The sequence below is a fragment of the Xanthomonas sp. WHRI 7064 genome (assembly GCF_040202355.2).
GTDB classification, from domain to species: domain Bacteria; phylum Pseudomonadota; class Gammaproteobacteria; order Xanthomonadales; family Xanthomonadaceae; genus Xanthomonas; species Xanthomonas arboricola.
In genome coordinates this window covers 1,000,156-1,022,236 of the sequence record NZ_CP167821.1, presented here as the reverse complement: position 1 = coordinate 1,022,236, position 22,081 = coordinate 1,000,156, and the positions used below count along the sequence as shown (strand labels likewise).

The window sequence follows — 22,081 nt, the reverse complement described above, 5'->3', positions numbered from 1 at the left end:
GCTCACTGGCGGCTCTCCTGCAACGGTGCAGGCTGGGCGGGTGCGGGCAATGCAGCCGGTGCGAGTGCGGTGGGAATACCCGCAGACACTTCATCCACCGGGTCCGGCACCAACGCCGGATCCAGATCGGCCGGCTGCGGCTTGACCACCGGCTGCCCGGTCTTGCCGGCCGCCTGCGCGGCCAGCCACGACTGGATGTCGTCCGGCGGCACGTCCATCAGCCGCAGCGCGCCTTCCATCACCTTGTGGAACACCGGCGCCGACACCAGGCCGCCGTAATACACCTTGCCCTGCGGATCGTTGATCACGATGACGGTGGCAAAGCGCGGCCGCGTGGCCGGGACCAGGCCGGCAAACAGCGCGTTGTAATGCCCGCGCTCGTACCCGTTGGCGCCGTTCTTGCGCGCGGTACCGGTCTTGCCGGCCACGTGATAGCCCAGGATCGCCGCGCCCTTGGCGCCGCCCTGGGTGACCACGGTTTCCATCATGTCGATGACCTGGCGCGCCACTTCGGGGGTGACCACCTGGCGGGTTTCGTTGTGCTGGCCGCGCACGAAGGTCGGCGGGGTCAGCTTGCCGCCGTTGCCCAGCGTGGCGTAGGCCTGCGCGATCTGCAGCGGCGTCACCGACAGGCCGTAGCCGTAGGACATGGTGGTCTTGGACGGGCCGCTCCAGCGCGCCGGCTGCAGCACCACGCCGGCCGATTCGCCGGGAAAACCGCTGTGCGGGGCAGCGCCGTAGCCGAAGTTGCGGATCGACTGATAGAAGGTCTGGTCCGGCACCTTGGCGGCGATCTTGGCCGCGCCGATGTTGGAGCTGCGGGTGATCACGCCGGTGACGTTGAGCACGCCGTTGTTGCGCGGCACATCGCGGATGGTGAAGCGCCCCACCGACATGTAGCCGGGGTTGGTGTCGATGACCGTGTCCTTGGTCACCACACCGGCGGTCAGCGCGGTGGCCACGGTCAGCGGCTTCATCGTCGAGCCCGGCTCGACCAGATCGGTGACCGCACGGTTGCGGCGCGCCGACGGGTTGATGCCGGTGACCGCATTAGGGTTGTAGGTGGGCAAGTTGACCATCGCCAGCACTTCGCCGGTGGCCACATCCATCACCACCATCGAACCGCCGGCAGCATTGTTTTCGACCAGCGCGTTGCGCAGTTCCTTGTAGGCCAGGAACTGGATGCGGCGGTCGATGCTCAGCGTCAGGTCCTTGCCTGGCTGGGCCGGACGTACCAGATCCACGCTCTCCACGATCGCGCCGCGCGCATCGCGCACCACCTTCTTGGAGCCCGGCTTGCCGCGCAGCCATTCGTCGAAAGCCAGCTCCAGGCCTTCCTGGCCGCGGTCGTCGATATTGGTGAAGCCCAGCACGTGGGCCATCGCCTCGCCTTGCGGATAGAAGCGACGGAACTCGCGCTGCGAGAACACACCGGGAATCTTCAGATCGACGATCGCATGTGCCTTGTCCGGGTTGATCCGGCGCTGCAGGTACATGAATTCCTTGCCGGCCTTCTGCGCCAGCTTGGCGTTCAACTCGTCCAGCGGCTGGCCGAGCGCCTTGGCCAGCTCGGGGATGCGGTCCGGGTTGCGCAACAGTTCCTGCGGATTGACCCAGATCGATTCCACCGGCGTGGACACCGCCAGCGGCTCGCCGTTGCGGTCGGTGATCATGCCGCGCGAGGTGGCGATCGGCAGTTCGCGCAGATAGCGCGCTTCGCCCTGGCGCTGGTAGAAATCGCGGTTGACCAGCTGCACGAACGCTGCACGGCCGATCAGCGTCACCGAGCACAGGCCCAGCGCGATGCCGACCAGCGTCAGGCGGCCACGCAGATTGAAGTTGCTGCGCGCGCGGTTGCGGCCGGCCTTCATTCCGCACCTCCGTGTGCGCCACCCTGCGGGCGGCTGTGCCGTGCAAAACGGCTGTCCTGGCGTCCGCTCATGGGCGTACCACCACGATGTCGTTGGTCTCCGGGAACTTCATCCCGATGCGCGCACGCGCAACCTGATCCACGCGATTGCTTTCCGCCCAGGTGGCCTGCTCCAGCTGCAGCCGGCCGAATTCGATATTCAATTCATCGCGCGTGTGCTCGAGCTTGGACAGCTGCACGAACAGCTTGCGATGCATGTGGCGCATGTACACGACCCCGATCGCCGAGGCGATGCTGCAGGCAAGCAGCACGATGAGCAGCAGGCGGCTCATGCGGCGTCTCCTTGAGACGCCGGGAGTCGGGATTCGGGATTCGGGATTCGCTCAGAGCGCTTTTCCAATCCCGAATCCCTACTCCCAAATCCCAGCTTCTCGGCCACCCGCAACACCGCGCTGCGGGCGCGCGGGTTGACGCTCAGTTCGGCGTCGTCGGCCTTGATGGCGCCGCTGATCAGCTGCAGCGTCGGTACGAACGGCTGCGCTTCGGGCAGGCGGCGATTGCTCGGCGGGGCCTTGGCGTAGCGGGCCATGAACTGCTTGACGATGCGGTCTTCCAGCGAGTGGAAGCTGATCACCGCCAGGCGGCCGCCGGGCTTGAGCGCGCCCAGGGCGGCGTCCAGGCCGGCTTCCAGATCGTCCAGCTCGCGGTTGATGTAGATGCGGATCGCCTGGAAGCTGCGCGTGGCCGGATGGGTCTTGCTGTCGCCGCGCGGCATCACCGAGGCGATCAGCTCGGCCAGTTGCGCGGTACGCAGCAGCGGCTGTTCGGCGCGGCGGGCCACGATGGCGCGCGCGATGCGGCGGCTCTGGCGCTCTTCGCCATAGGTCCACAGCACGTCGGCGATGTCGCGGTCGCTGGCATGCGCCAGCCACTCGGCCGCGCTCTGGCCGGCGTCCGGATCCATGCGCATGTCCAGCGGGCCGTCCTTGCCGAAACTGAAACCGCGCCCGGCCACGTCCAGCTGCGGCGAGGACACGCCCAGATCCAGCAGGATGCCGTCGACGGTTGCCGCAGCGACCACCTGGCCGAGACCGGCGAAGCTGCCGCGATGGATGGACACGCGCGCATCGTCACCGAACGACTGTTCGGCCACGGCGATCGCGTCGGGGTCCTTGTCCATCACCAGCAGTCGACCTCCCGGGCCAAGATGTTGCAGCACGCCACGGGCGTGTCCGCCACGCCCGAACGTGCCATCGAGATAGGTTCCGTTTTCGATCACCTGCAGGCCGTCCAGAACCTGCGTGTACAGCACCGGCACATGGGCCGCCGGTGGCTGCGACACCGGGTGACCGGGCTGCGCTTCACCGCGCATCCGGGCACCCCGGCTCACAACCTGAGATCGAGCAATTCATCGCCCAGATCCCCGTCAGACAATGTCTGCTGGATCAGTGCGCGATGTGCCTGCTCGCTCCAGAGTTCGAATTTGTCGCCCATGCCCAGCAGCACGGCCTTCTTCTCGATACCGACCGCATTGCGGTGGCTGGCCGGGATGCTCAGACGCCCGTTGGCGTCCAGCTCCAGCACTGCGGAAGAACCCACCAGTTTCTGCTGCAGCGTGCGGACCACGCGCTGGGTATTGGGCTTGGACATCACATCGTCACGCACCCGCTCCCACTCCTTTTCCGCATACAGCCACAGGCATCCGGCTTCGAACGGGTTGTAGGTGAGCACCAGGCGATTGCCGCTCACGCGCGTGACCAGGTCGCGGTATGCGGTTGGCACCGCCATACGCCCCTTGTCGTCCACCGTGATGGCAGTCTCGCCCTGAAACACCGAATACAACCTCGAATACCCGCTGGGGGATCATTGAACCACGAAAAACCACAAAACACCTGGTTTTCCCTCCGTTGCCCACCTTAGCAGCGCGTCAAAGGTTGTCAACAACTTTGAAGGTCACAAATCGCCAGTCGCATCAATGAGTTGCAGCACTCTTTAGAGACTTGTTCAAAGGTTATCCACAAGTTGCTGTTTCATCTCAGATTTTGAGATTGAACAAAAATTCAGGGGCGTGAAGGCCATGTAAACCCGACCGCAGTCTCACTTCACGCTGCGCCAGCTGCACATGGTCGTTGCGCAAACAGGCGACAATCGGCGCCATGTGCCTGGTCGCCCTTGCCTGGAAAACCCACCCGCGTTGGCGTCTGCTGCTGGCGGGCAACCGCGATGAATTCCACGACCGGCCGACCGCTGCGCTGGCGCGCTGGCCGGCACCCGCCGACGGCGTGCTGGCGGGCCGCGACCTGCGCTCGGGCGGCAGTTGGGTGGGGTTGGGCAGCGACGGCCGCGCCGCGGTGGTGACCAACGTGCGCGACCCGCTCGCCACTGCGTCAGGCCGCTCGCGCGGACATCTCATTGCCGACTACCTGGCCGGCAGCCTGGACGCGGCCGTGTACGCCGGCGAACTGGCAGCGGCCGCGCACGAATTCCCGCCATTCAATCTATTGCTGTGCGACGCCGAGCGCTGCGAACACCTCAGCAACCACCCGCCGTTGGCACGCACGCTGGCGCCGGGCATCCACGGCATGTCCAACGGCCCGCTGGACGCGCACTGGCCCAAGACCGCCGCGCTGACTGCAGTCCTGCACGACTGGTGCGCGGAAGGCCTCGACGACCTGCAACCGCTGTGGAGCGCCCTGGGCAACCCCGCCATCGCGCCCGACGCCGCCCTGCCCCACACCGGCGTGGACCTGCCCACCGAACGCCTGCTCTCGGCCGCCTTCATCAACGGCTCCAGCTACGGCACCCGCGCCAGCACCATCGTCGCGGTGGACCACCAGGGCAGCGGCTTCATCCACGAACGCCGCTTCGGCCCCGCCGGGATCTTCCAGGGCGAAACGCGGCTGGACATCGTCGGGACGCGTCGACAATGACTAACGCAACCAGCGCACATTGATCGCAGCCAAGGCAAGCGCCCAGCAAGCACCCGATTGCAAGCCCCCTTGAGTCAAGGGGGCGCGGCGACAGCCGCGGGGGTTCTGGCATGCCCGGAGCGGGGCCCGCGTTTTGTACTGCCGAAGGCGGTACGAAGCGTGGGTGGCTTCTTGGGGCGAACGCCCAAAGAAGGCAGCGACACAGCCGCGGGGGTTCTGGCATGCCCTGAGCGGGGCCCGCGTTTTGTACTGCCGAAGGCGGCACCAAGCGTGGGCACCTTCGAGAAGGGCGAACGCCCGAAAGTAAGGTGGCGGAGCCGGCCGGTAAGCCGGGTTCTGTCGTGGACAGTCATTCGTCTAGGCGCTACGTCACCGCAGCGCTCAAGCAACCTACCCGGATCCAGCGCGGGCCACGCCAATGGATCCCTATTTGGTCTTGCTCCAGGTGGGGTTTGCCGTGCCGGTCCGTTACCGGACTCGCGGTGCGCTCTTACCGCACCATTTCACCCTTACCGGCCCCTCGCCACCCCTCTGCGGCCTCCGAACGCACTTGGCGATGCTGATGCATCGCCGACACGTTTCAGTGGCGGCAGAGGGGTGACGAGGGACGTAGGCGGTATCTTTCTGTTGCACTTTCCGTCGGCTTGCGCCGCCCAGGCGTTACCTGGCACCTTGCCCTATGGAGCCCGGACTTTCCTCGGCACTCTTGCGAGTGACGCGACTGTCTGGCCGACTCCGCCGGGGCGCACTATACGCTATCGCCACCTTTCAGAACGGCGCCGCGAGCCGGCCCCGCCATCGCCGGCAGGCCCGCAATTGCCCGTAGGAGCGCACCCGGGCGCGAGAGGCCTTACCGAGAAAAATCCCACTACAGGTCAACGCGCTCCTGCAACAGCACACCTAGCCGCCATACAAGGCCTTGCGCGGCGCACCGGTCAGCTCGGCGGCCAGCTTGGCGGCGGTAGACGGCGGCAGGTGTTCGGCCAGCTTGGCGTAGACGCGGCGGCCTTCGCCCAGCTGGCCTTCGGCGGCGTCGGCGGCGCCCTGCACCATCACCACGAACTCGCCCTTGCGCTGGTTGTCGTCGGCTTCGACTCTGGCCTGCAGCTCGGCCAGGGTGCCGTCGAGCACGGTTTCGAACAGCTTGGTCAGCTCGCGGGCGATCACCGCCGGGCGCTCGTCGCCGAAGGCCCCGCGCAGGTCGGCCAGCGACTCGACGATGCGGTGCGAGGACTCGTAGAACACCAGGGTGCGGGTTTCCCCGGCCAGGTGCGCCAGGCGCTCGCGGCGGGCGGCGCTCTTGGCCGGCAGAAAGCCCTCGAAGCCGAAACGGTCGCTGGGCAGGCCGGCCACGCTGAGCGCGGCGATGGCGGCGCAGGCACCTGGCACCGGGCTGACCCGGATCCCGGCCGCGCGGGCGGCGCGCACCAGCTTGAAGCCGGGGTCGCTGACCAGCGGGGTGCCGGCGTCGCTGACGATGGCCAGCGACTCGCCCTCGCGCAGGCGCGCGACGATGCGCTCGGACATGGCCTCTTCGTTGTGGTCGTGCAGGGCCAGCAACGGGCGGTCGATGCCGAAATGGCCGAGCAGCTGGCGGGTATGGCGGGTGTCTTCGGCGCAGATCGCGGCCACGCCACGCAGCACCTCCTGCGCACGCGGCGACAGGTCGGCCAGGTTGCCGATCGGCGTGGCGACCACGTGCAGGGTTCCGGGGGAGGTCATCAACGGTATTCCGTAGGGCAAAGGGTAGAATCGTAGCGTTTTTAACGGTCCGCCCCGGCGGGCCCCGTCCAATGGATCTGAAATGAACAAGCGTGTTGCAAGGATCTCCGCCCTGTCGCTGATGGTGATGCTGGCCGCCGGCTGCGCCACCAGCAGCGTGACCCAGACCGCCTCGCCGACCCAGAGCGCGGCGCTGGCGTTGCTGGACCAGGGCAAGCCGCGCGAGGCGGCGCAGCAACTGGAAGCCGAGGCGGCCAGCGCCAGCGGTGCGCAGCGCAGCCGCCTGCTGGCCGCGTCTGCATTCGGCTGGCACGACGCCGGCGATGACGCACGTGCGCGCACGCTGCTGGCGCAGGTGACCCCGCGCCATCTCAGCGGCGAAGACCGCGCCCGCTTCGCGCTATTGACCGGCGAGCTGGCGGTGATCGACAAGCAGGCCGCGCAGGCGCTGCAGGCCCTGGGCGACAGCCCGCAAGGCCTGCCGCAGCCGCTGCAGACCCGCTGGCTGCTGGCACGCGCCGCCGCACTGGAAGGCACCGGCGACCTGTTCGGGGCCGCCGCCGACCGCGCACGCGCCGACGCCAGCCTGACCGGCACCCCGCGCAGCGAGAACCAGCGCGCGATCGTGCGCCTGCTCGCCGCACTCGACGACGCCACGCTGAAGGGCCGCACCGCGGCGCTGCCGGCGGGCGACCCGCTGTACAACTTTGCCGGCCGCGCCTTGATCAGCCGCGGGCTGGCGCTGCCACGCGCGTTCGATCGCGACGCGCAATGGGGCTTTGACACCAGCAAGCGCCCGCCGGCCGAACGCGACGGCTATCGCCCGCCGGTCAAGCTGGGCGTGCTGCTGCCGCTCAGCGGCAGCCTGGCCACCGCCTCGGCGCCGGTGCGCGACGGCCTGCTGGCCGGTTACTACGCCGAAACCCGCCGCCGCCCGGAACTGCGCTTCTTCGATACCGCCGGCACCGCCGCCGGCGCCAATGCCGCCTACGACAAGGCGGTGAGCGCCGGGGTCGACTACGTGGTCGGCCCGCTGGGTCGCGACGAAGTCAGCGCCGTGTTCGCACGTGGCCAGCTGGCAGTGCCGGTGCTGGCGCTCAACCGCCCCACCGACAACAAGGCACCACCCAGCGGCAGCGCCGGCTTCTCGCTGGCGCCGGAAGACGACGGCATCATGGCCGCCGAATACCTGCTTTCGCGCGAGCGCCGCAACGTGCTGATCGTCGGCACCAGCGACGACAACGGCAAGCGCACCATCAAGGCCTTCCGCGACCGCTTCACCGAACGCGGCGGCAGCGTCGCCGGCAGCATCAGCGTGGCCGAGGTACCGGGCGATATCGGTGCGCAGCTGCGTAACTACGGTGCTGCCGATGCAGTGTTCCTGGCAGTGCGCGGCAACACCGCGCGCGCGCTGGCGCCGCAACTGGCCTTGAGCGGATTCGCCGGCAAGTCGCGCGTGGGCACCTCGCAGCTGGTGGCCGGCACCGGCAAGGTCGAAGACGACCTGGCCCTGGACGGCATCATCTACCCAAGCGAGACCTGGACCGCGCTGGGCGTGTCCGGGCTGCCGGCCTCCACCCAGGTTGCCAGCACGCTGCCCAGCGCACGCGGACCCGGCGCGCGCCTGTTCGCGTTCGGCTACGACGCCTGGAAGATCAGCGCATATCTGGAAAAACTCGCCACCGGCACCGACGGCGGCCTGCGCGGCGCCACCGGCACGCTGCATCTGGATGGCTTCGGCAACGTGCTGCGCACCCCGGCCTGGTCCACCTTCAACGGTGGCCGCCCGGTGCCGATCGCCGACGGCCGTTGACGCCATGCCGGCAGCGCGCCAGCAGCGGGGTGCGGCGGTGGAGGCGGCCGCACGCACGCTGCTGGAGCAGGCCGGGTTGCAGCTGGTGGTGGGCAATGCCAACTACCGCGGCGGCGAACTGGATCTGGTGATGCGCGACGGCCAGGCACTGGTGTTCGTGGAAGTGCGCTATCGCCGCGACAACCGCTTCGGCGGCGGCGCGGCATCGGTGGATGCGCGCAAGCGCCGCAAGCTGGTGCTGGCCGCGCAGTTGTTCCTTGCCTATCACCCGGCGCTGGCGACCTTGCCGTGCCGCTTCGATGTGGTGGAAGCCAGCGGCGAGCCGCCGGTGCTGAACTGGATCCGCGACGCCTTCCGCGCCGACGATTGCTGACGAACGACTCACGCGCGATGCCGACCATCATCAGCCATGCCGCGGTGCCGCTGGCGCTCTGGTGCGCCAGTGAACGCGGCCGCCTGTCGCCGCGCCTGCTCGGTGCCGGCATCGTCGCGGCGATGTTGCCCGACGCCGATGTGCTGGCGTTCGCGTTGCATGTTCCGTATGCAGATGCGTTCGGCCATCGCGGTGCCAGCCACTCGTTGCTGTTTGCCGGGCTGATCGCGCTACTCGGTGGTGTTGCACATCGCCTGTTGCGCGCGGACGCGCTGCAGGCAGCAGCGTTCTTGTTCGTCTGCGCCGCATCGCATCCGTTGCTGGATGCGATGACCTCCGGCGGACTTGGCGTTGCGTTGACCTGGCCCTGGAGCGAGGCGCGCTGGTTCGCGCCATGGCGGCCGATTGGCGTGTCGCCCTTCGCCAACGGTTTCTTCAATGCGCGCGGCCTTGCCACGCTGCTCTCCGAGCTGCGCTGGGTCTGGTTGCCGTTCACCGTCGCGGTGCTGGGATGGAAATGCATCCAGCGCGCGGCACCACAGGATCACACTTCATGACCGATGTGCTTCCCACTGCCCTGGCCGCGTTGCTGGCCGCGCGGCTTGGCCCCGATGGCTGGTTGACCGGCGACGACGCACGGCGCCGCTATGGCGAGGACGATTCGCGCCGCTGGGCATTGCCCGCCGCCGTCGCCTTGCCGGGCGATACCGAGGATGTGGTGGCGATCGTGCAGGCCTGCCGTGCGCATGGCGTGCCGATCGTGGCGCGCGGCGCCGGCACCGGCACCACCGGTGCGGCGGTGCCGTTTTCCGGCGGCGTGGTGGTGTCGATGGCACGCATGGATCGCATCCTTGCGCTGCGTCCGGCCGATCGCTGCGCCATCGTGCAACCAGGCCTGCTCAACGGCCAATTGCAGCAGGCCTTGCAGCCGCATGGCCTGTTCTGGCCGCCGGATCCGTCCAGCGCGGACATCTGCAGCGTCGGCGGCAATCTGGCCACCAATGCCGGCGGCCCGCGCGCGGTGAAATACGGCGCCACCCGCGACAACGTGCTCGGTCTGGTCGCTGTGACCGGCACCGGCGAGGTGATCCGCTGCGGCGGCGCGTATACGAAAAATTCCACCGGCTACGACCTGACGCATCTGCTGGTCGGCAGCGAAGGCACCCTGGCGATCATCGTCGAAGCGACCTTGAAGCTGACGCCGCGCGCGGTCGCGCAAGCCGGCGTGCGCGCGCTGTATCGCGATGCTTCCAGCGCCGCGGCGGCGGTCTCGCGCATCATGGCGCAACCGACCACGCCGACGATGCTGGAATTCATGGATGCCAGTGCGATCGCATTACTGCGCCGCAACGGCAGCGATGTGCCCGAGGCCGGTGCGATGCTGCTGATCGAAGCCGATGGCGATCACGACACCCTGCCCTACGCATTGCAGGCCTTGCACGATGCCGCCGATGGCGAGGGCGTGGTGAGCCTGGACGTGGCCGCCGATGGCAGCGCGCGCGACAGGTTGTGGGCCGCGCGGCGTGCGCTGTCGCCGGCACTGCGCACGATCAAGCCGGGCAAAATCAACGAGGACGTGGTGGTGCCGGTCTCGCGCATCCCCGAACTGGTGGCCGGCGTGGAAGCGCTTGCCGCCGAATTCGCGTTGCCCATCGTCGCCTTCGGCCATGCCGGCAACGGCAACCTGCACGTCAACATCATGTACGACCCGGCCGATGCCGACGAAGACGCACGCGCGCATGCCGCATTGCCACGCCTGTTTGCGCTGGTGCTGGCGCTGGAAGGCACGCTCTCCGGCGAGCATGGCATCGGCGTGGCCAAGCGCGACTTCATGGCCCAGGCCTTCAGCGCACCAACGCTGGCGGCGATGCGCGCGATCAAGGCCGCACTGGATCCGGACGGGATTCTCAACCCGGGCAAGGTGTTGCCACCCGTTGAGTGACCCGCTTGCAGCGTTGCAGCTGGATTGCCGAACGTGATCCGGTGAACGCTGCATTGGCCTGGCTCGTTTCCGGCGTCGGAGAGCGCTGTGCGCCGATGGCACGATCATCGGCGTCGAAGTCGAAGTCGAAGTCGAAGTCGACAGAGTGTCCGCCGCAGCAACGATGAGCTGCGGATCAGCACCGCCGCAACTCAACGCAACTGCGCATCCAGCCAATCCAGCACGCGCCGCTGCACATCCACGCCATGCTCGGTTTCGTAAAACCAGTGCGGGCCACGCGGATAGGTCACCTGCTCGACCGCTGTGCCCTGCAGTTTCAGCGCGCGGTACAACATGTCGCCCTGCGATGGCGGTACGCGTCGGTCGGCCTGCCCATGCAAGATCAGCACCGGCACCTGCACCTTGTCGGCGTAGCGTATCGGCGAGTGTGCGTCGTATTCGACACGGTTGCGCACCGGGTCGCCGAAATAGCCTGGCAGGTAATCGGGCACATCGGTGGTCAATGCCATGGCGCCGATATCGACCACGCCTGCACCGACGATGGCGGTCCTGAAGCGCGATGACTGCGTCACCGCCCATGCAGACAGATAACCGCCATAGCTCCAGCCGCCGATGGCCAGACGCGCAGGATCGATCACGCCCTCGCGTTCGAGTTGGTCCACGCCGTCGAGCACATCCTGAAAATCCGCACCGCCCCAGTCGTGGCGCGCCAGCTCGGTAAACGCCGCACCCTGCCCTTCGGAACCGCGCGGGTTGGGCAACAGCACCGCGTAACCATGGGTGGACAGCAGTTGCGCCCAGTCATGCCAGGACCCCAACCAGCCGGATGCCCAGGCAGCTCCCGGTCCCCCGTGGATCTGCACCAAGGTCGGCAACGGCGTTCCCGCCTTCCAGCCGGGCGGCGTGACCAACACGCCCGCGATCGATCGCCCATCGCGCGATGAAGTCCAGCGCAATTCGCGCAGCTGGCCGTGCGCCCAGGTGGCGACCTGTGGATTGGTGTTACTGCGCTGCGCGAGTTGACCCGCGCGCAGCGTCCAGACCTCGGCAGGCTGGTCATCACGCAGACCGAGATAGGCGATATCGCCATTGCGCGCAACGGTGAATGCCTGATACGGAATCTGCGGCCGGGCAAGCGGCTTCCAGCGCCCGCTGTCGGCATCGATGCGCAGAAAGGCGCCACGTACGCCTTGCAACCCTTCGCCGATCAAGCTGCCGTCGTTTTGCCAGCGCGCCAGCCACAAGGTGCCGGGCCAGTCCTGTGCCAGCACCACACGCCGCTGACTGCGCAGCTGCTGCACCACCAGATGCGCCACCATGCCGTGCTCGCCAAGTTGCCCATACAGCAGCCGGCTGCCATCCGGTGACCATTGCAATGGCAATGCCGAGGCATGCGGCTCCAGCACCGCACCAAGCACGCCGTCCTGCAGCGCCAACAGCTGCACGCGCGATGCGTACCAGTAGTCGTTGAGCGTGGTGCCGTCGGACACGCGCAGCGCCAGTTGCCGGCCGTCCGGTGACCAGGCCAGGTCGTGCACCTGCAGGCCGGGCGGCGTCAGCACACGCGTCAGGCCGCTCTGCAGATCACGCACCCACACCCGTGAAAACCGGGTTGGCCGTTCGATCTGCACGGCATCGCGCTTTGCGTCCGCATCGGCCGTTGCCTGCGCGGTGGGCGGATCCAGCGCCAGGTACGCGATCTGGCGCGCATCGGGCGACAACGAGAACTCACTGACCTCGCCAGCCGAACGCGTCAGCAGCTGCGGTGCCGCCCCTCCGATCTGTTGCCAGACCTGAGCTGGCGCCAGTTGCTCGCGGGTGGCGTCGTCCGGCAACGGCCGCGTCGACAGGAAGAGCAGCCTTCGGCCATCCGCAGACCAGCGTGGATGCTGGTCGTTGGCCTCATCGGTTGAGGGCATCGGCACCGCGGCAGCGGTACCGCGTGCGGGTATCTGCCAAATCTTGCTGAGCGGCGGCTTGCCTTGCGCCTGCGGGATGGCGACGGTGTAGGCAATGCGGCGACCATCCGGACTGATCTGGGGGTCGCCCACGCTGCGCAGCTGCATGATCTGCGCAGGCGTCGGCACGGTCTGTGCAAACGCGCAGCCGCTCAACAACAGCCAAGCCGACAACAGCCACAACACACCGAAGCGATACCGCATGTCACCCACCTCTTCCAAATGCCGACGCATGCTGCGCCGCGCATGTTGGCATGCCATTAGCGGCGGCGTGAAAGCACCTGCAACGCGTTCCAGACCATGTCCTTGGCCCGCCCCTGGTCTCGTTCCAGGGCACCTCCATCAGGGCGCGGTCCTGGCCGCATTGCACCCATGTGCTTGCGGACTCCCGCATCGCGCGACCGAATGCCCGACAGGTTTTGCACCGTTCGGGACAACCGGATCTCGCTCAAGCTGTCCGCGCCGTCGCCACAAAACAGCTGCGCTGCGCCGGTCAGCGCGTCACCCCGATAAAGCGCAAACCCACGCCCGGTTCGGTGACGATGTAATGCGGGTCGGCGGCATCGTCGTGCAGTTTCTGGCGCAGCTTGCCGACCAGGATGCGCAGGTAATGGGTGTCTTCCTCGTGGGTGGGGCCCCACACCTCGCGCAGCAGTTGCGGCTGGGTGACCACGCGGCCGGCGTGCTTGAGCAGCAGCGCGAGCAAAGCGTATTCCTTGCGGCTCAAGGGCACCGCCTCGCCATCGAGGGTGACCTCGCGCAGGCCCAGGTGGATGTGCAAGCGGCCGTCGTCGAACACGCTCTCTTCCACCGTGCTGCCGGCGCCGGCCTGGCGCAGCAGCGCGCGGATGCGCGCCATCAGTTCCTGCACGCCGAACGGCTTGGTGACGTAGTCGTTGGCGCCGGCATCGAGCGCGGCGACCTTTTCGGTTTCGCCGGCGCGCACGGTGAGCATGATCACCGGCACGTTGGACCACTGGCGTATCTCGCGCAGCACCTCGTGGCCATCGCGATCGGGCAGGCCGATGTCCAGCACCACCAGTTCGGCGCCCTGCCCGGCCAGCGTGGCCAAGCCCTCCTCAGCGGTGCCGGCCTGCAGCACGCGGTAACCCTGCGCACGCAGGCTGATGTCGAGAAAGCGGCGGATCTGCGGCTCGTCGTCGACGATCAGCACGCGGGCAGGCGGGATGGCAGTGGGGTCAGTCGGCATCGGGGCGGGGTGGCGCAGCGGGAACGAGCAACGGCAGCGTAATGCGGATCGTGGTGCCGTGACCATCGGCGCCGGCCAGCGCCTCCACGCTGCCGCCATGCGCGCCGATCATGCCCTGGCAGATGGTCAGGCCCAGCCCGGTGCCGTGACGGCCGCGGTCGCCACGCTCCACGCTGTAGAACATGTCGAAAATGCGCGCGCGCTCGTCCTCGGGAATGCCGGGACCCTGGTCGCCGATATCGATCTGCAGCGCGCCGGCCTGCAGCCGCGCTTGCACGGTCACCGCAACTCCTGGCGGCGAAAATTTCGCCGCATTCTCCAGCACGTTGAAGATGGCCTGTTCCACCAGCGCCGGGTGCACCCAGATCGCCGGCAGGTCGGCGGCCAGATCCAGTTGCAGGCGCACCGCCGGCTGGTAGCGCTGCAGCCGCCGCGTGGCCGAGCCGATCAGCTCGTCCACACCGATCCAGTCGCGCTTCAAGGTCAGCCCGGTGTGGCCGAGCCGGGTCATGTCGAGCAGGTTCTGGATGTAGCGATCCAGCCGCTCGCCTTCGAGCTGGATGGTGTCGAGCAGGCTGTGGCGGTCCTGCGCGTCCATCGCATCGCCGTAGCTGGCCAGGCTGCTGGCCGAGCCGATCATCGAGGCCAGCGGCGAGCGCAGATCGTGCGAAACCGAGGACAGCAAGGCCGAGCGCAGGCGCTCGGTTTCGCCACTGACACGCGCGCCTTCCAGATCGGCGACCAGGCGCGTGCGCAGCGCCGCCTGGCCGATGTCCTCCACCATCGCTTCGGCCAGCCGACGCTCCTCCAGGCCGGGCCGCTGCACGCTCTGACGGAAGCGCAGCGCGGCCACCCCCAGGCTGCCGCGTTCGTGCCGCACCGGCAGGCACCACCACTGCGCACCGGCCAGCGTATCGGTGAAGCGGCCGGCCGGTTGACCGTGGCGCTGGGTCCAGTCCGCCGCGCTGCGATCGAGTGCGCCGAAGCTGGCCGGCGCATCGCTTTCGCGCTGCTCCAGACGCAGCCAGGCCTCGGCATCCAGTGCCGTGGCCAGCGCGCGACGGCCGGCTTCCAGCACCTGCCCCAGGTCGGCGGCGGTGCTGAGCTCGCGGGCCAGCGTCTGCAGCGCATTGGCATGCGCATTGGCAGCGCGCAAGGCCAGCACCTGGCTGCGCAGGCGCGAGGCCAGGCGGCCGGCGACCAGGGCGGCGATCAGGAACAGGCACACCGTCACCACGCCCTGGCGCGCGCTGATGTGCAGGGTGAAGCGCGGTTCGATGAAGAAGAAGTTGTAGGCGACAAAACTCAGCAGCGCGGCGATCACCGCGGCAGCCATGCGCGTGCGCGAGGCCACCAGCACCACCGCGACGATGAACACCATCGACAGATCGTCGATGTCGGTCCAGCGCTGGATCACCCACGCCACCGCGACCGCGGCAGCGGCGGCGATCGCCGCGAAGGCCAGGTCGTAACGCTGCAGCCACTGGCGCGGATTGCGCCAACGCTGGCGTGCGCGTGCGCGCGCATCGGCGGAACTGACGATGACCAGTTCGTAATGCGCGCCTCGCTGCAGCAGTTGCTGGGTCAGCGTGCGGTTGAACATGCGCGCCAGCGGGCGCTCGCGCGTGCGCCCCAGCACCAGCGTGGACACGCCGTTTTGCGCGGCGAAATCCAGCAACGCCTCGGCGACGTTGGCGCCGTGCAGCAGCGCGGTATCGCCTCCTAGGCGGCGTGTCAGTGCGAACGCGCGGTCGATCTCCAGCTGCCAGGCGGAGTCGGCCACGGTGCGCGTCTGCACGGTGACCACCGTCCACGGGGCATCGCGTCGTTCGGACAACCGCCGCGCCACCCGCACCAGATAATCCGAGCTGCCACGCCCATCGATGGCCACCACCACGCGGCGGCGCAAGGCGGCAGTGCCCGGCAAACCGCGTGCGGCCTGGGTGTCGCGCAGATCGCTGTCGACGCGGTCGGCCGCGGTCTGCATCGCCAGCTCGCGCAGCGCGGTAAGGTTGGAAGGCGAAAAGAACGCCTGCAAGGCCTGCGTCGCCTGCTCGGGCAGATACACCTTGCCCTGCTGCAGGCGCTCGATCAGTTCGCGCGGCGGCAGGTCCACCAGCACGATGTCGCGCAGGCGGTCGAACACCGCATCGGGCACGGTTTCGGACACGCGCACGCCGGTGATGCGCAGCACGATGTCGTTGAGGCTTTCCAGGTGCTGGATGTTGACCGTGGTGTAGACATCGATGCCGGCATCGAGCAGTTCCACGATATCCTGCCAGCGCCGCTCGTGCCGGCTGCCCGGCACGTTGCGATGGGCCAGCTCGTCGATCAGCGCCAGCTTCGGCTTGCGCGCCAGCAACGCGTCCAGGTCGAGTTCTTCCAGCTCCCGGCCCTGATAGTTGATGCGGGTGCGCGGCAGCAGCGGCAGACCATCCAGCAGTGCCGCGGTTTCGCTGCGGCCATGGGTTTCCACTACCCCGGCCACCACGTCCATGCCCTGGCGCAGGCGCTCGCGCGCCCGCGACAGCATGGCGTAGGTCTTGCCCACCCCGGGCGCTGCGCCCAGAAACACGGTCAGGCGCCCGCCATGTTCGCGCTGCAGTTCGCCGATCAGCGCGTCGGCTTGTTGGGTGCGGGCGTCAATCATCAGGAATGGGGAATGGGGAATGGGGAATGGGGAATCGCAAAGCCTACAGCTGCCCGATGATCCTAGTGCTTTTGCTTCACCCCATTCCCGATTCCCGACTCCCCATTCCCCGCACGCTCCAGCGCCAGGTTCAGTGCCAGCACATTCACCCGCGGCTGCCCGAGCAGGCCGAACTGTGGCTGTTCGGTGGCGGCCTGTACCAGCGCGGCCACGCGCTGTTCCGGCCAGCCGCGCGCGGCGGCGACCCGGCGCACCTGGACCTGGGCACCGGCCGGGCTCAGGTGTGGATCCAGGCCACTGCCGGACTGGGTGATCAGCTCGGCGGGGACCGCCTCCGGTGCGATGCCGTCGCGTGCAGCCACCTCGGCGCGCGTGGCGGCGATGCGGCTCTGCAGGTCGGGATTGGAGCGCGCCTGGTTGCTGCCGGCCGCCGCGCTCGGGTCGTACTTGGCCGCCGAGGGGCGTGGCTGGAAATAGCGCGCATTGGCAAACGGCTGCGCCACCAGGGCCGAGCCCACCACGCGCGCGTCATCGCGCAGCAACGAGCCGTGCGCCTGTTCGGGGAACAGCGCGCCGGTGATGCCGGTGGCGACCAGCGAATAGCTCAGGCCCAGGCCCAGCAGGATGAACAACGCCAGCATCACCGCCCCGCGCAGGGCGCCGTCGTCGCGCAACGGCTGCGCCGTGGACGTACCGGTTTTCGAAGAAATCGTCATGACTCAGTTCCCCAAAGTGGCGACAAGCGCCAGGTCGATCAACTTGATGGCGGCAAACGGCAGCAACACGCCACCCACGCCGTACATCAGCATGTTCCGGCGCAGCAGGGCCGTGGCGCTGGACGGGCGAAAGCGCACGCCGCGCAACGCCAGCGGAATCAATGCCGGGATGATCAGCGCATTGAAGATCAACGCCGCCAGCACCGCATGCCGCGGGTTGGACAACTGCATCACGTTGAGCGCGGCCATCGACGGAATCGCCGCGGCAAACAGCGCCGGCAGGATCGCGAAGTACTTGGACACATCGTTGGCCAACGAGAACGTGGTCAACGCACCGCGCGTGATCAGCTGCTGCTTGCCCACCTCGACCACCGCCAGCAGTTTGGCCGGATCCGAATCCAGATCGACCATGTTGCCGGCCTCCTTGGCCGCCTGCGTGCCGGAGTTCATCGCCAGGCCCACGTCGGCCTGGGCAAGCGCCGGCGCATCGTTGGTACCGTCGCCGACCATCGCCACCAGCCGCCCGCCGGCCTGCTCGGCGCGGATGCGGGCCAGCTTGTCTTCCGGGCGCGCCTGGGCGATGTAGTCGTCCACGCCGGCTTCGGCGGCAATCGCGGCGGCCGTGAGCGGGTTGTCGCCGGTGATCATCACCGTCTTGATGCCCATCGCACGCAGCTGCGCAAACTTTTCCTTGATGCCTTGCTTGACCACATCGCTCAGCTCGACCACGCCCAGCACATGCCGGCCTTCGGCCACCACCAGCGGGGTGGCGCCGCCACGCGCGACTTCTTCGATGCGGCCGTTCAACTCCGGCGACACCGTGGCGCCCTGCGCCTGCACATAGGCCACGATCGCATCGCCGGCACCCTTGCGGATGCTGCGCCCGGCCAGATCCACGCCGGACATGCGGGTTTGCGCGGTGAAGCCGATGAAATGCGCGCCCTCCGGCTCGACCGCCACCGCGCCCTGCTGGCGTGCCAGCTTGACGATGGACTTGCCTTCCGGCGTCGGGTCGGCCAGCGAGGCCAGCATTGCCGCATCGCGCAGCTGCGCACGGTCGATACCGGCCAGCGGATGGAACGCGGTGGCCTGCCGGTCGCCGTAGGTGATGGTGCCGGTCTTGTCGAGCAACAGCACGTCCACGTCGCCGGCCACTTCCACCGCCTTGCCGGATTTGGCCAGCACATTGGCAGACAGCGCGCGGTTCATGCCGGCAATGCCGATCGCCGGCAACAGCCCGCCGATGGTGGTCGGGATCAGGCACACCAGCAGCGCGATCAGCAGCAGCGGGTCCAGCGTGACGCCGACGAAGCCGGCGATCGCCGGCAGCGAGGCCACCACGATCAGGAAGGTCAGCGTCATCGCCGCCAGCAGCAAGGTCAGCGCAATTTCGTTCGGCGTCTTCTGCCGGTTGGCGCCTTCCACCAAGGCGATCATGCGATCCAGGAAACTATGCCCCGGCTCGGCGGTGACCTTGAACACGATCTCATCGGAGAGCACGCGCGTTCCGCCGATCACGCCACTGCGATCGGTGCCGGCCTCGCGCAGTACCGGTGCCGATTCGCCGGTGACCGCCGCTTCGTTGATCGTTGCAACGCCGCGCACGATCTCGCCATCGGCCGGGACGAATTCGCCTTCGGACACCATCACGTAGTCGCCCGGGCGCAGTTCCGCCGCCGGCACGCGGGTCTCGCGGCCGCCGAGTGCGGTTTCCACCCGGCGGGCGACCAGATCCTTGCGCGCACGCCGCAGCGATGCGGCCTGCCCACGCCCGCGCGCCTCGGCGATGGCCTCGGCGAAATTGCCGAACAGCACGGTGACGAACAGGATCGCCGTCACCGCCCAGCCGAACCCGGCATTGCCATACCCGCTGGCGGTGATCACCGCCGCCAGCAGCGTGCCACCCATCACCACCGCCATCACCGGGCTGCGCAGCAGATGCCGCGGCGCCAACTTGAGGAAGGCCGCGCGCATCGCCGCCACCAGCACGGCGGCGTCGAACAACGCCGCGTCACCGCGCGCGCGTTTTTCAGTCGTATCGATCGTAGACATTGCTCAAACTCTCAGGACGCCGCCAGGGCGAGGTGTTCAGCGATAGGACCCAGCACCAGTGCCGGCATGAACTGCAGCACGGTGAGCACCAGCACGATCGCCATCAGGGTCAGCGCGAAGGTTGGCGTTTCGATTTGCAGGCTGCCGGCCGATTCCGGCGCGCGCCGCTTCACCGCCATGCGCGCGGCCACCATCAGCGGCAGGATCAGCGCGGGATAGCGGCCCAGTGCCAGCACCGCCGAGCAACTCAGGTTCCACCAGTACGTCGCATCGCCCAGGCCTTCGAAGCCCGAGCCGTTGTTGGCAAAGGCCGAGGTGTACTCGTAGAACACCTGGCTGATGCCATGGAAGCCGGGATTGGAATTGGCGGTAAATGCCGGCACCGCCAGCGCCACTGCGGTGAAGCCCAGCACCACCAACGGCTGCAGCAGGATCAGCAGCGCAAGCAACTGCACCTCGCGCGCCTCGATCTTGCGGCCGAACAACTCCGGCGTGCGCCCGGTCATCAAACCGGCCAGGAACACGCTCAGCAGCAGATACACCACGAACTGCTGCAGACCGCAGCCGATGCCGCCCCAGATTGCGTTGATCAGCATGTCCACCAGCGTGACCAGGCCGCTCAATGGCGCCAGCGAATCGTGCATCGCATTGACCGAGCCGTTGGAGGTCTGCGTGGTCAAGGCCGCCCACAACGCAGACGCATCTGCGCCGACACGCACCTCCTTGCCTTCCATCAAGGCAGCCGAGCTGGCGCTGGCCGAATGCGCTTCGGACCACAGCAACAGCGCGGTGGACGCGACCGACATCGTCAGCATGGTGCCGAATACCAATGCGGTGAGACGCTTGCGCCCGGTCAGGTAGCCGACCATGAACACCACGCTCATCGGCAACAGCACCAGCGCCAAGGTCTCCAGCAGGTTGCTCAGCGGCGTGGGATTTTCCAGCGCCACCGAACTGTTGGGGCCGTACCAGCCGCCACCGTTGGTGCCGAGCTGCTTGACCGCGACCATCGCCGCAACCGGCCCGACCGGAATGGTCTGCTTGGGCATGCCGGCGCTACTATCCAGCGGCGCGGCGGTGGCCGCACCCTGCAGCGTGGAGGGCACGCCCTGCCAGCCGAGCAGCACGGTCCACAGCAGGCATAGCGGCAGCAACACACGCACGCTGGCGCGGATCACATCCGCCCAGTAATTGCCGACGTCTGCCTCCGGCAATGCCTCCAATCCGGAAGCCGACTGCTGCCGCCCCGGGCGCGGCATGACGATCTCCGGCTCCTCCAGTCCGGCCACCCGCTGTTTAGCGCTCGCGGTCGCATTGGATGCCGGCAAGGCGTCGGACACAGTTGCGACCGCTCGCCCACCGAACAATGCGCGCAAGGTCGCCACCGCCAATGCCAGGCCCATCATCGGCGTCACCACCTGCAGGCCGACGATGCCGGTCATCTGCGCCAGATACGACAACTGCGCCTGGCCCGAGTAGTGCTGCTGATTGGTGTTGGTGACGAACGACACCATGGTGTGCAGCGCGGTGTCCCAACGCATATTCGGAATGGCGTCCGGGTTGAACGGCAGCCACGCCTGGGTCATGAACACTGCCCAGGTGAGCAGGCCGACAACCAGGTTGCTCAGCAGGAACGCCATCGCATACCCACGCCACGACATGCCCTGCTGCGGGCGGGTACCGAGCAACGCATACAACGGCCGTTCGATCCAGCCGAACAGCAAGTCGCCACGCATCGGGGCGCCGCGCATCACCGCTGCCAGGTAGCGGCCCAGGGGCCAGGCCAGCACGATGGCCAGCGCGTAGACAAGGAGAGTTTCAATCATTGGAGCGCACTCGCATCAGAAGTCTTCGGGGCGCAGGACCACGTACAGCAGGTACGCGGCGGCAACGAGTACGGCCACGCCGCACAACAGGGACAACCAGGCAGGCATATCGGCTACTCCCCGAGACGCGCGCAACGCGGCGCGATGGATGCGAGATGCGACGGCGCATGCAGCGTCTGCAGGCCGACAAGGCAAAGCGCTGCCGCACCGCGCGCGCAGCGGCGATGGAGCAGACAGGTCAAGGGATGCATCGGGATCGTCCACGGCGGAACCGCTCCGCCAACCCGCGCAGTGTCTGCCCGGGTTGCGTAAAGTCGCTATGGACCTGCGACAGCCGCCGCGTAAATTCCGCATAAATGCTGCGTGGCGACGGTCTGCAGTCACGTCTCCACGCTATGCAGTCGTTTCCGGGTAACTTCTGCCTCTAGTCCCAACTCAGGACGACCAGGTTTTGAGTCAGGGCGTTATGAGGTTGGAGCAGAGCCTCGTTGGTCGAGGGCGCGTTGCCCTCACCACTTTCGGGACACGCCGTGAATCCGTCCATGGAGGCTCCTTGGCGGCATCCATGCCGCCAAGGGTCCCGGAACCGGCAAGGTCACCGCACCAGGACGTTTTGAGGTTGCTTCATTGAAAGCCTACTAACTGCTCGGCTCGTCTTGGCAACTGATTAGCCATGCTGCAAACGATGCATGCCGCGCCTTGCTTACCCGTGCGCACCGACCATCTGGACTGGTCCTTGCCCGCTCACCGTCGCGGGACCTTACGCGGCATGGATGCCGCGTAAGAGCCTACATGGACGTACTTGCGGCGTGTCCTGCGAGGGTGGGCGGGCAAGGGCCCTGCAGCAAACTCACAGCGTCGAGGGCGCGGCGAGGACACCGCACCCGTTACCGGCTGTTTTGAAAAACCATGCACACCGACCATCTGGACTGGTCCTTGCCCGCCCACCGTCGCGGGACCTTACGCGGCATGGATGCCGCGTAAGAGCCTACACGGACGTACTTGCGGCGTGTCCTGCG

Annotated in this window: 17 protein-coding genes and 1 other RNA gene; 5 read left to right on the top strand and 13 right to left on the bottom strand. The window is 67.8% G+C overall.

The window, feature by feature from the left end:
- Positions 1 to 2: 2 nt before the first annotated feature.
- The 4 genes from ABQY74_RS04315 to mraZ form a co-directional block, all read right to left on the bottom strand.
- Entirely contained in the window at positions 3 to 1,871 is a 1,869-nt protein-coding gene (locus ABQY74_RS04315; protein ID WP_016903085.1) for a penicillin-binding protein 2, read from the bottom strand.
- 67 nt (positions 1,872 to 1,938) lie between these two features.
- Positions 1,939 to 2,202 (bottom strand): cell division protein FtsL, encoded by a 264-nt coding sequence (gene ftsL / locus ABQY74_RS04310; protein ID WP_005991913.1) that lies wholly within the window; start codon positions 2,200 to 2,202, stop codon positions 1,939 to 1,941.
- Complete coding sequence (rsmH, locus tag ABQY74_RS04305) at positions 2,199 to 3,242, bottom strand: 16S rRNA (cytosine(1402)-N(4))-methyltransferase RsmH (RefSeq protein ID WP_184230811.1); 1,044 nt, start codon at positions 3,240 to 3,242, stop codon at positions 2,199 to 2,201. The genes ftsL and rsmH overlap by 4 nt, the downstream gene beginning before the upstream one ends.
- A gap of 14 nt (positions 3,243 to 3,256) precedes the next feature.
- On the bottom strand, positions 3,257 to 3,712 hold the full coding sequence (gene mraZ / locus ABQY74_RS04300) for a division/cell wall cluster transcriptional repressor MraZ (protein ID WP_016903087.1): 456 nt from the start codon (positions 3,710 to 3,712) through the stop codon (positions 3,257 to 3,259).
- 314 nt (positions 3,713 to 4,026) lie between these two features.
- On the opposite strand from mraZ, the gene ABQY74_RS04295 reads away from it, so the two are divergent.
- A complete protein-coding gene (locus ABQY74_RS04295; protein ID WP_039530702.1) occupies positions 4,027 to 4,800 on the top strand; it encodes an NRDE family protein in 774 nt (257 codons plus the stop codon).
- A gap of 309 nt (positions 4,801 to 5,109) precedes the next feature.
- On the opposite strand, the gene rnpB is transcribed toward ABQY74_RS04295, so the two are convergent.
- Together rnpB and rsmI are read right to left on the bottom strand one after the other, a co-directional pair.
- Positions 5,110 to 5,537: RNase P RNA component class A (gene rnpB, locus ABQY74_RS04290), an RNA gene on the bottom strand.
- Positions 5,538 to 5,700: 163 nt separating this feature from the next.
- Positions 5,701 to 6,522 carry a 16S rRNA (cytidine(1402)-2'-O)-methyltransferase gene (gene rsmI, locus ABQY74_RS04285; protein WP_349794204.1) on the bottom strand — a complete coding sequence of 274 codons (822 nt, stop codon included), beginning with the start codon at positions 6,520 to 6,522 and terminating at the stop codon, positions 5,701 to 5,703.
- Positions 6,523 to 6,604: 82 nt separating this feature from the next.
- On the opposite strand from rsmI, the gene ABQY74_RS04280 reads away from it, so the two are divergent.
- From ABQY74_RS04280 to ABQY74_RS04265, 4 genes are read left to right on the top strand one after another with little or no spacing between them, the layout of a single operon-like run.
- Positions 6,605 to 8,335, top strand: a complete 1,731-nt coding sequence (locus ABQY74_RS04280; protein WP_039530705.1) for a penicillin-binding protein activator — start codon at positions 6,605 to 6,607, stop codon at positions 8,333 to 8,335.
- A 4-nt stretch (positions 8,336 to 8,339) separates the two neighbouring features.
- Complete coding sequence (locus ABQY74_RS04275; RefSeq protein WP_039530708.1) at positions 8,340 to 8,708, top strand: YraN family protein; 369 nt, start codon at positions 8,340 to 8,342, stop codon at positions 8,706 to 8,708.
- 17 nt (positions 8,709 to 8,725) lie between these two features.
- Positions 8,726 to 9,265 (top strand): metal-dependent hydrolase, encoded by a 540-nt coding sequence (locus tag ABQY74_RS04270; RefSeq protein WP_349794201.1) that lies wholly within the window; start codon positions 8,726 to 8,728, stop codon positions 9,263 to 9,265.
- A complete protein-coding gene (locus tag ABQY74_RS04265) occupies positions 9,262 to 10,650 on the top strand; it encodes an FAD-binding oxidoreductase (RefSeq protein WP_039530715.1) in 1,389 nt (462 codons plus the stop codon). Before ABQY74_RS04270 ends, ABQY74_RS04265 begins: the two co-directional genes overlap by 4 nt.
- 191 nt (positions 10,651 to 10,841) lie before the next feature.
- Here the strand turns inward: ABQY74_RS04265 and ABQY74_RS04260 are convergent, their stop codons facing one another.
- The 7 genes from ABQY74_RS04260 to ABQY74_RS04230 all read right to left on the bottom strand — a co-directional run bounded on the left by ABQY74_RS04260 (position 10,842) and on the right by ABQY74_RS04230 (position 21,170).
- Entirely contained in the window at positions 10,842 to 12,812 is a 1,971-nt protein-coding gene (locus ABQY74_RS04260) for a S9 family peptidase (protein WP_104575664.1), read from the bottom strand.
- A 289-nt stretch (positions 12,813 to 13,101) separates the two neighbouring features.
- Positions 13,102 to 13,818: a response regulator gene (locus ABQY74_RS04255; RefSeq protein WP_016903095.1), complete on the bottom strand. Its 717-nt coding sequence runs from the start codon at positions 13,816 to 13,818 to the stop codon at positions 13,102 to 13,104.
- Entirely contained in the window at positions 13,808 to 16,468 is a 2,661-nt protein-coding gene (locus ABQY74_RS04250) for a sensor histidine kinase KdpD (RefSeq protein WP_104575595.1), read from the bottom strand. The genes ABQY74_RS04255 and ABQY74_RS04250 overlap by 11 nt, the downstream gene beginning before the upstream one ends.
- Positions 16,469 to 16,530: 62 nt before the next feature.
- Positions 16,531 to 17,184: a potassium-transporting ATPase subunit KdpC gene (gene kdpC, locus ABQY74_RS04245; protein WP_104575593.1), complete on the bottom strand. Its 654-nt coding sequence runs from the start codon at positions 17,182 to 17,184 to the stop codon at positions 16,531 to 16,533.
- A 3-nt stretch (positions 17,185 to 17,187) separates the two neighbouring features.
- Entirely contained in the window at positions 17,188 to 19,236 is a 2,049-nt protein-coding gene (gene kdpB / locus ABQY74_RS04240; RefSeq protein ID WP_039515790.1) for a potassium-transporting ATPase subunit KdpB, read from the bottom strand.
- A gap of 11 nt (positions 19,237 to 19,247) precedes the next feature.
- Entirely contained in the window at positions 19,248 to 21,062 is a 1,815-nt protein-coding gene (gene kdpA / locus ABQY74_RS04235) for a potassium-transporting ATPase subunit KdpA (RefSeq protein ID WP_104575591.1), read from the bottom strand.
- A 15-nt stretch (positions 21,063 to 21,077) separates the two neighbouring features.
- On the bottom strand, positions 21,078 to 21,170 hold the full coding sequence (locus ABQY74_RS04230; RefSeq protein WP_006452907.1) for a potassium-transporting ATPase subunit F: 93 nt from the start codon (positions 21,168 to 21,170) through the stop codon (positions 21,078 to 21,080).
- Between the last annotated feature and the right edge of the window lie 911 nt (positions 21,171 to 22,081).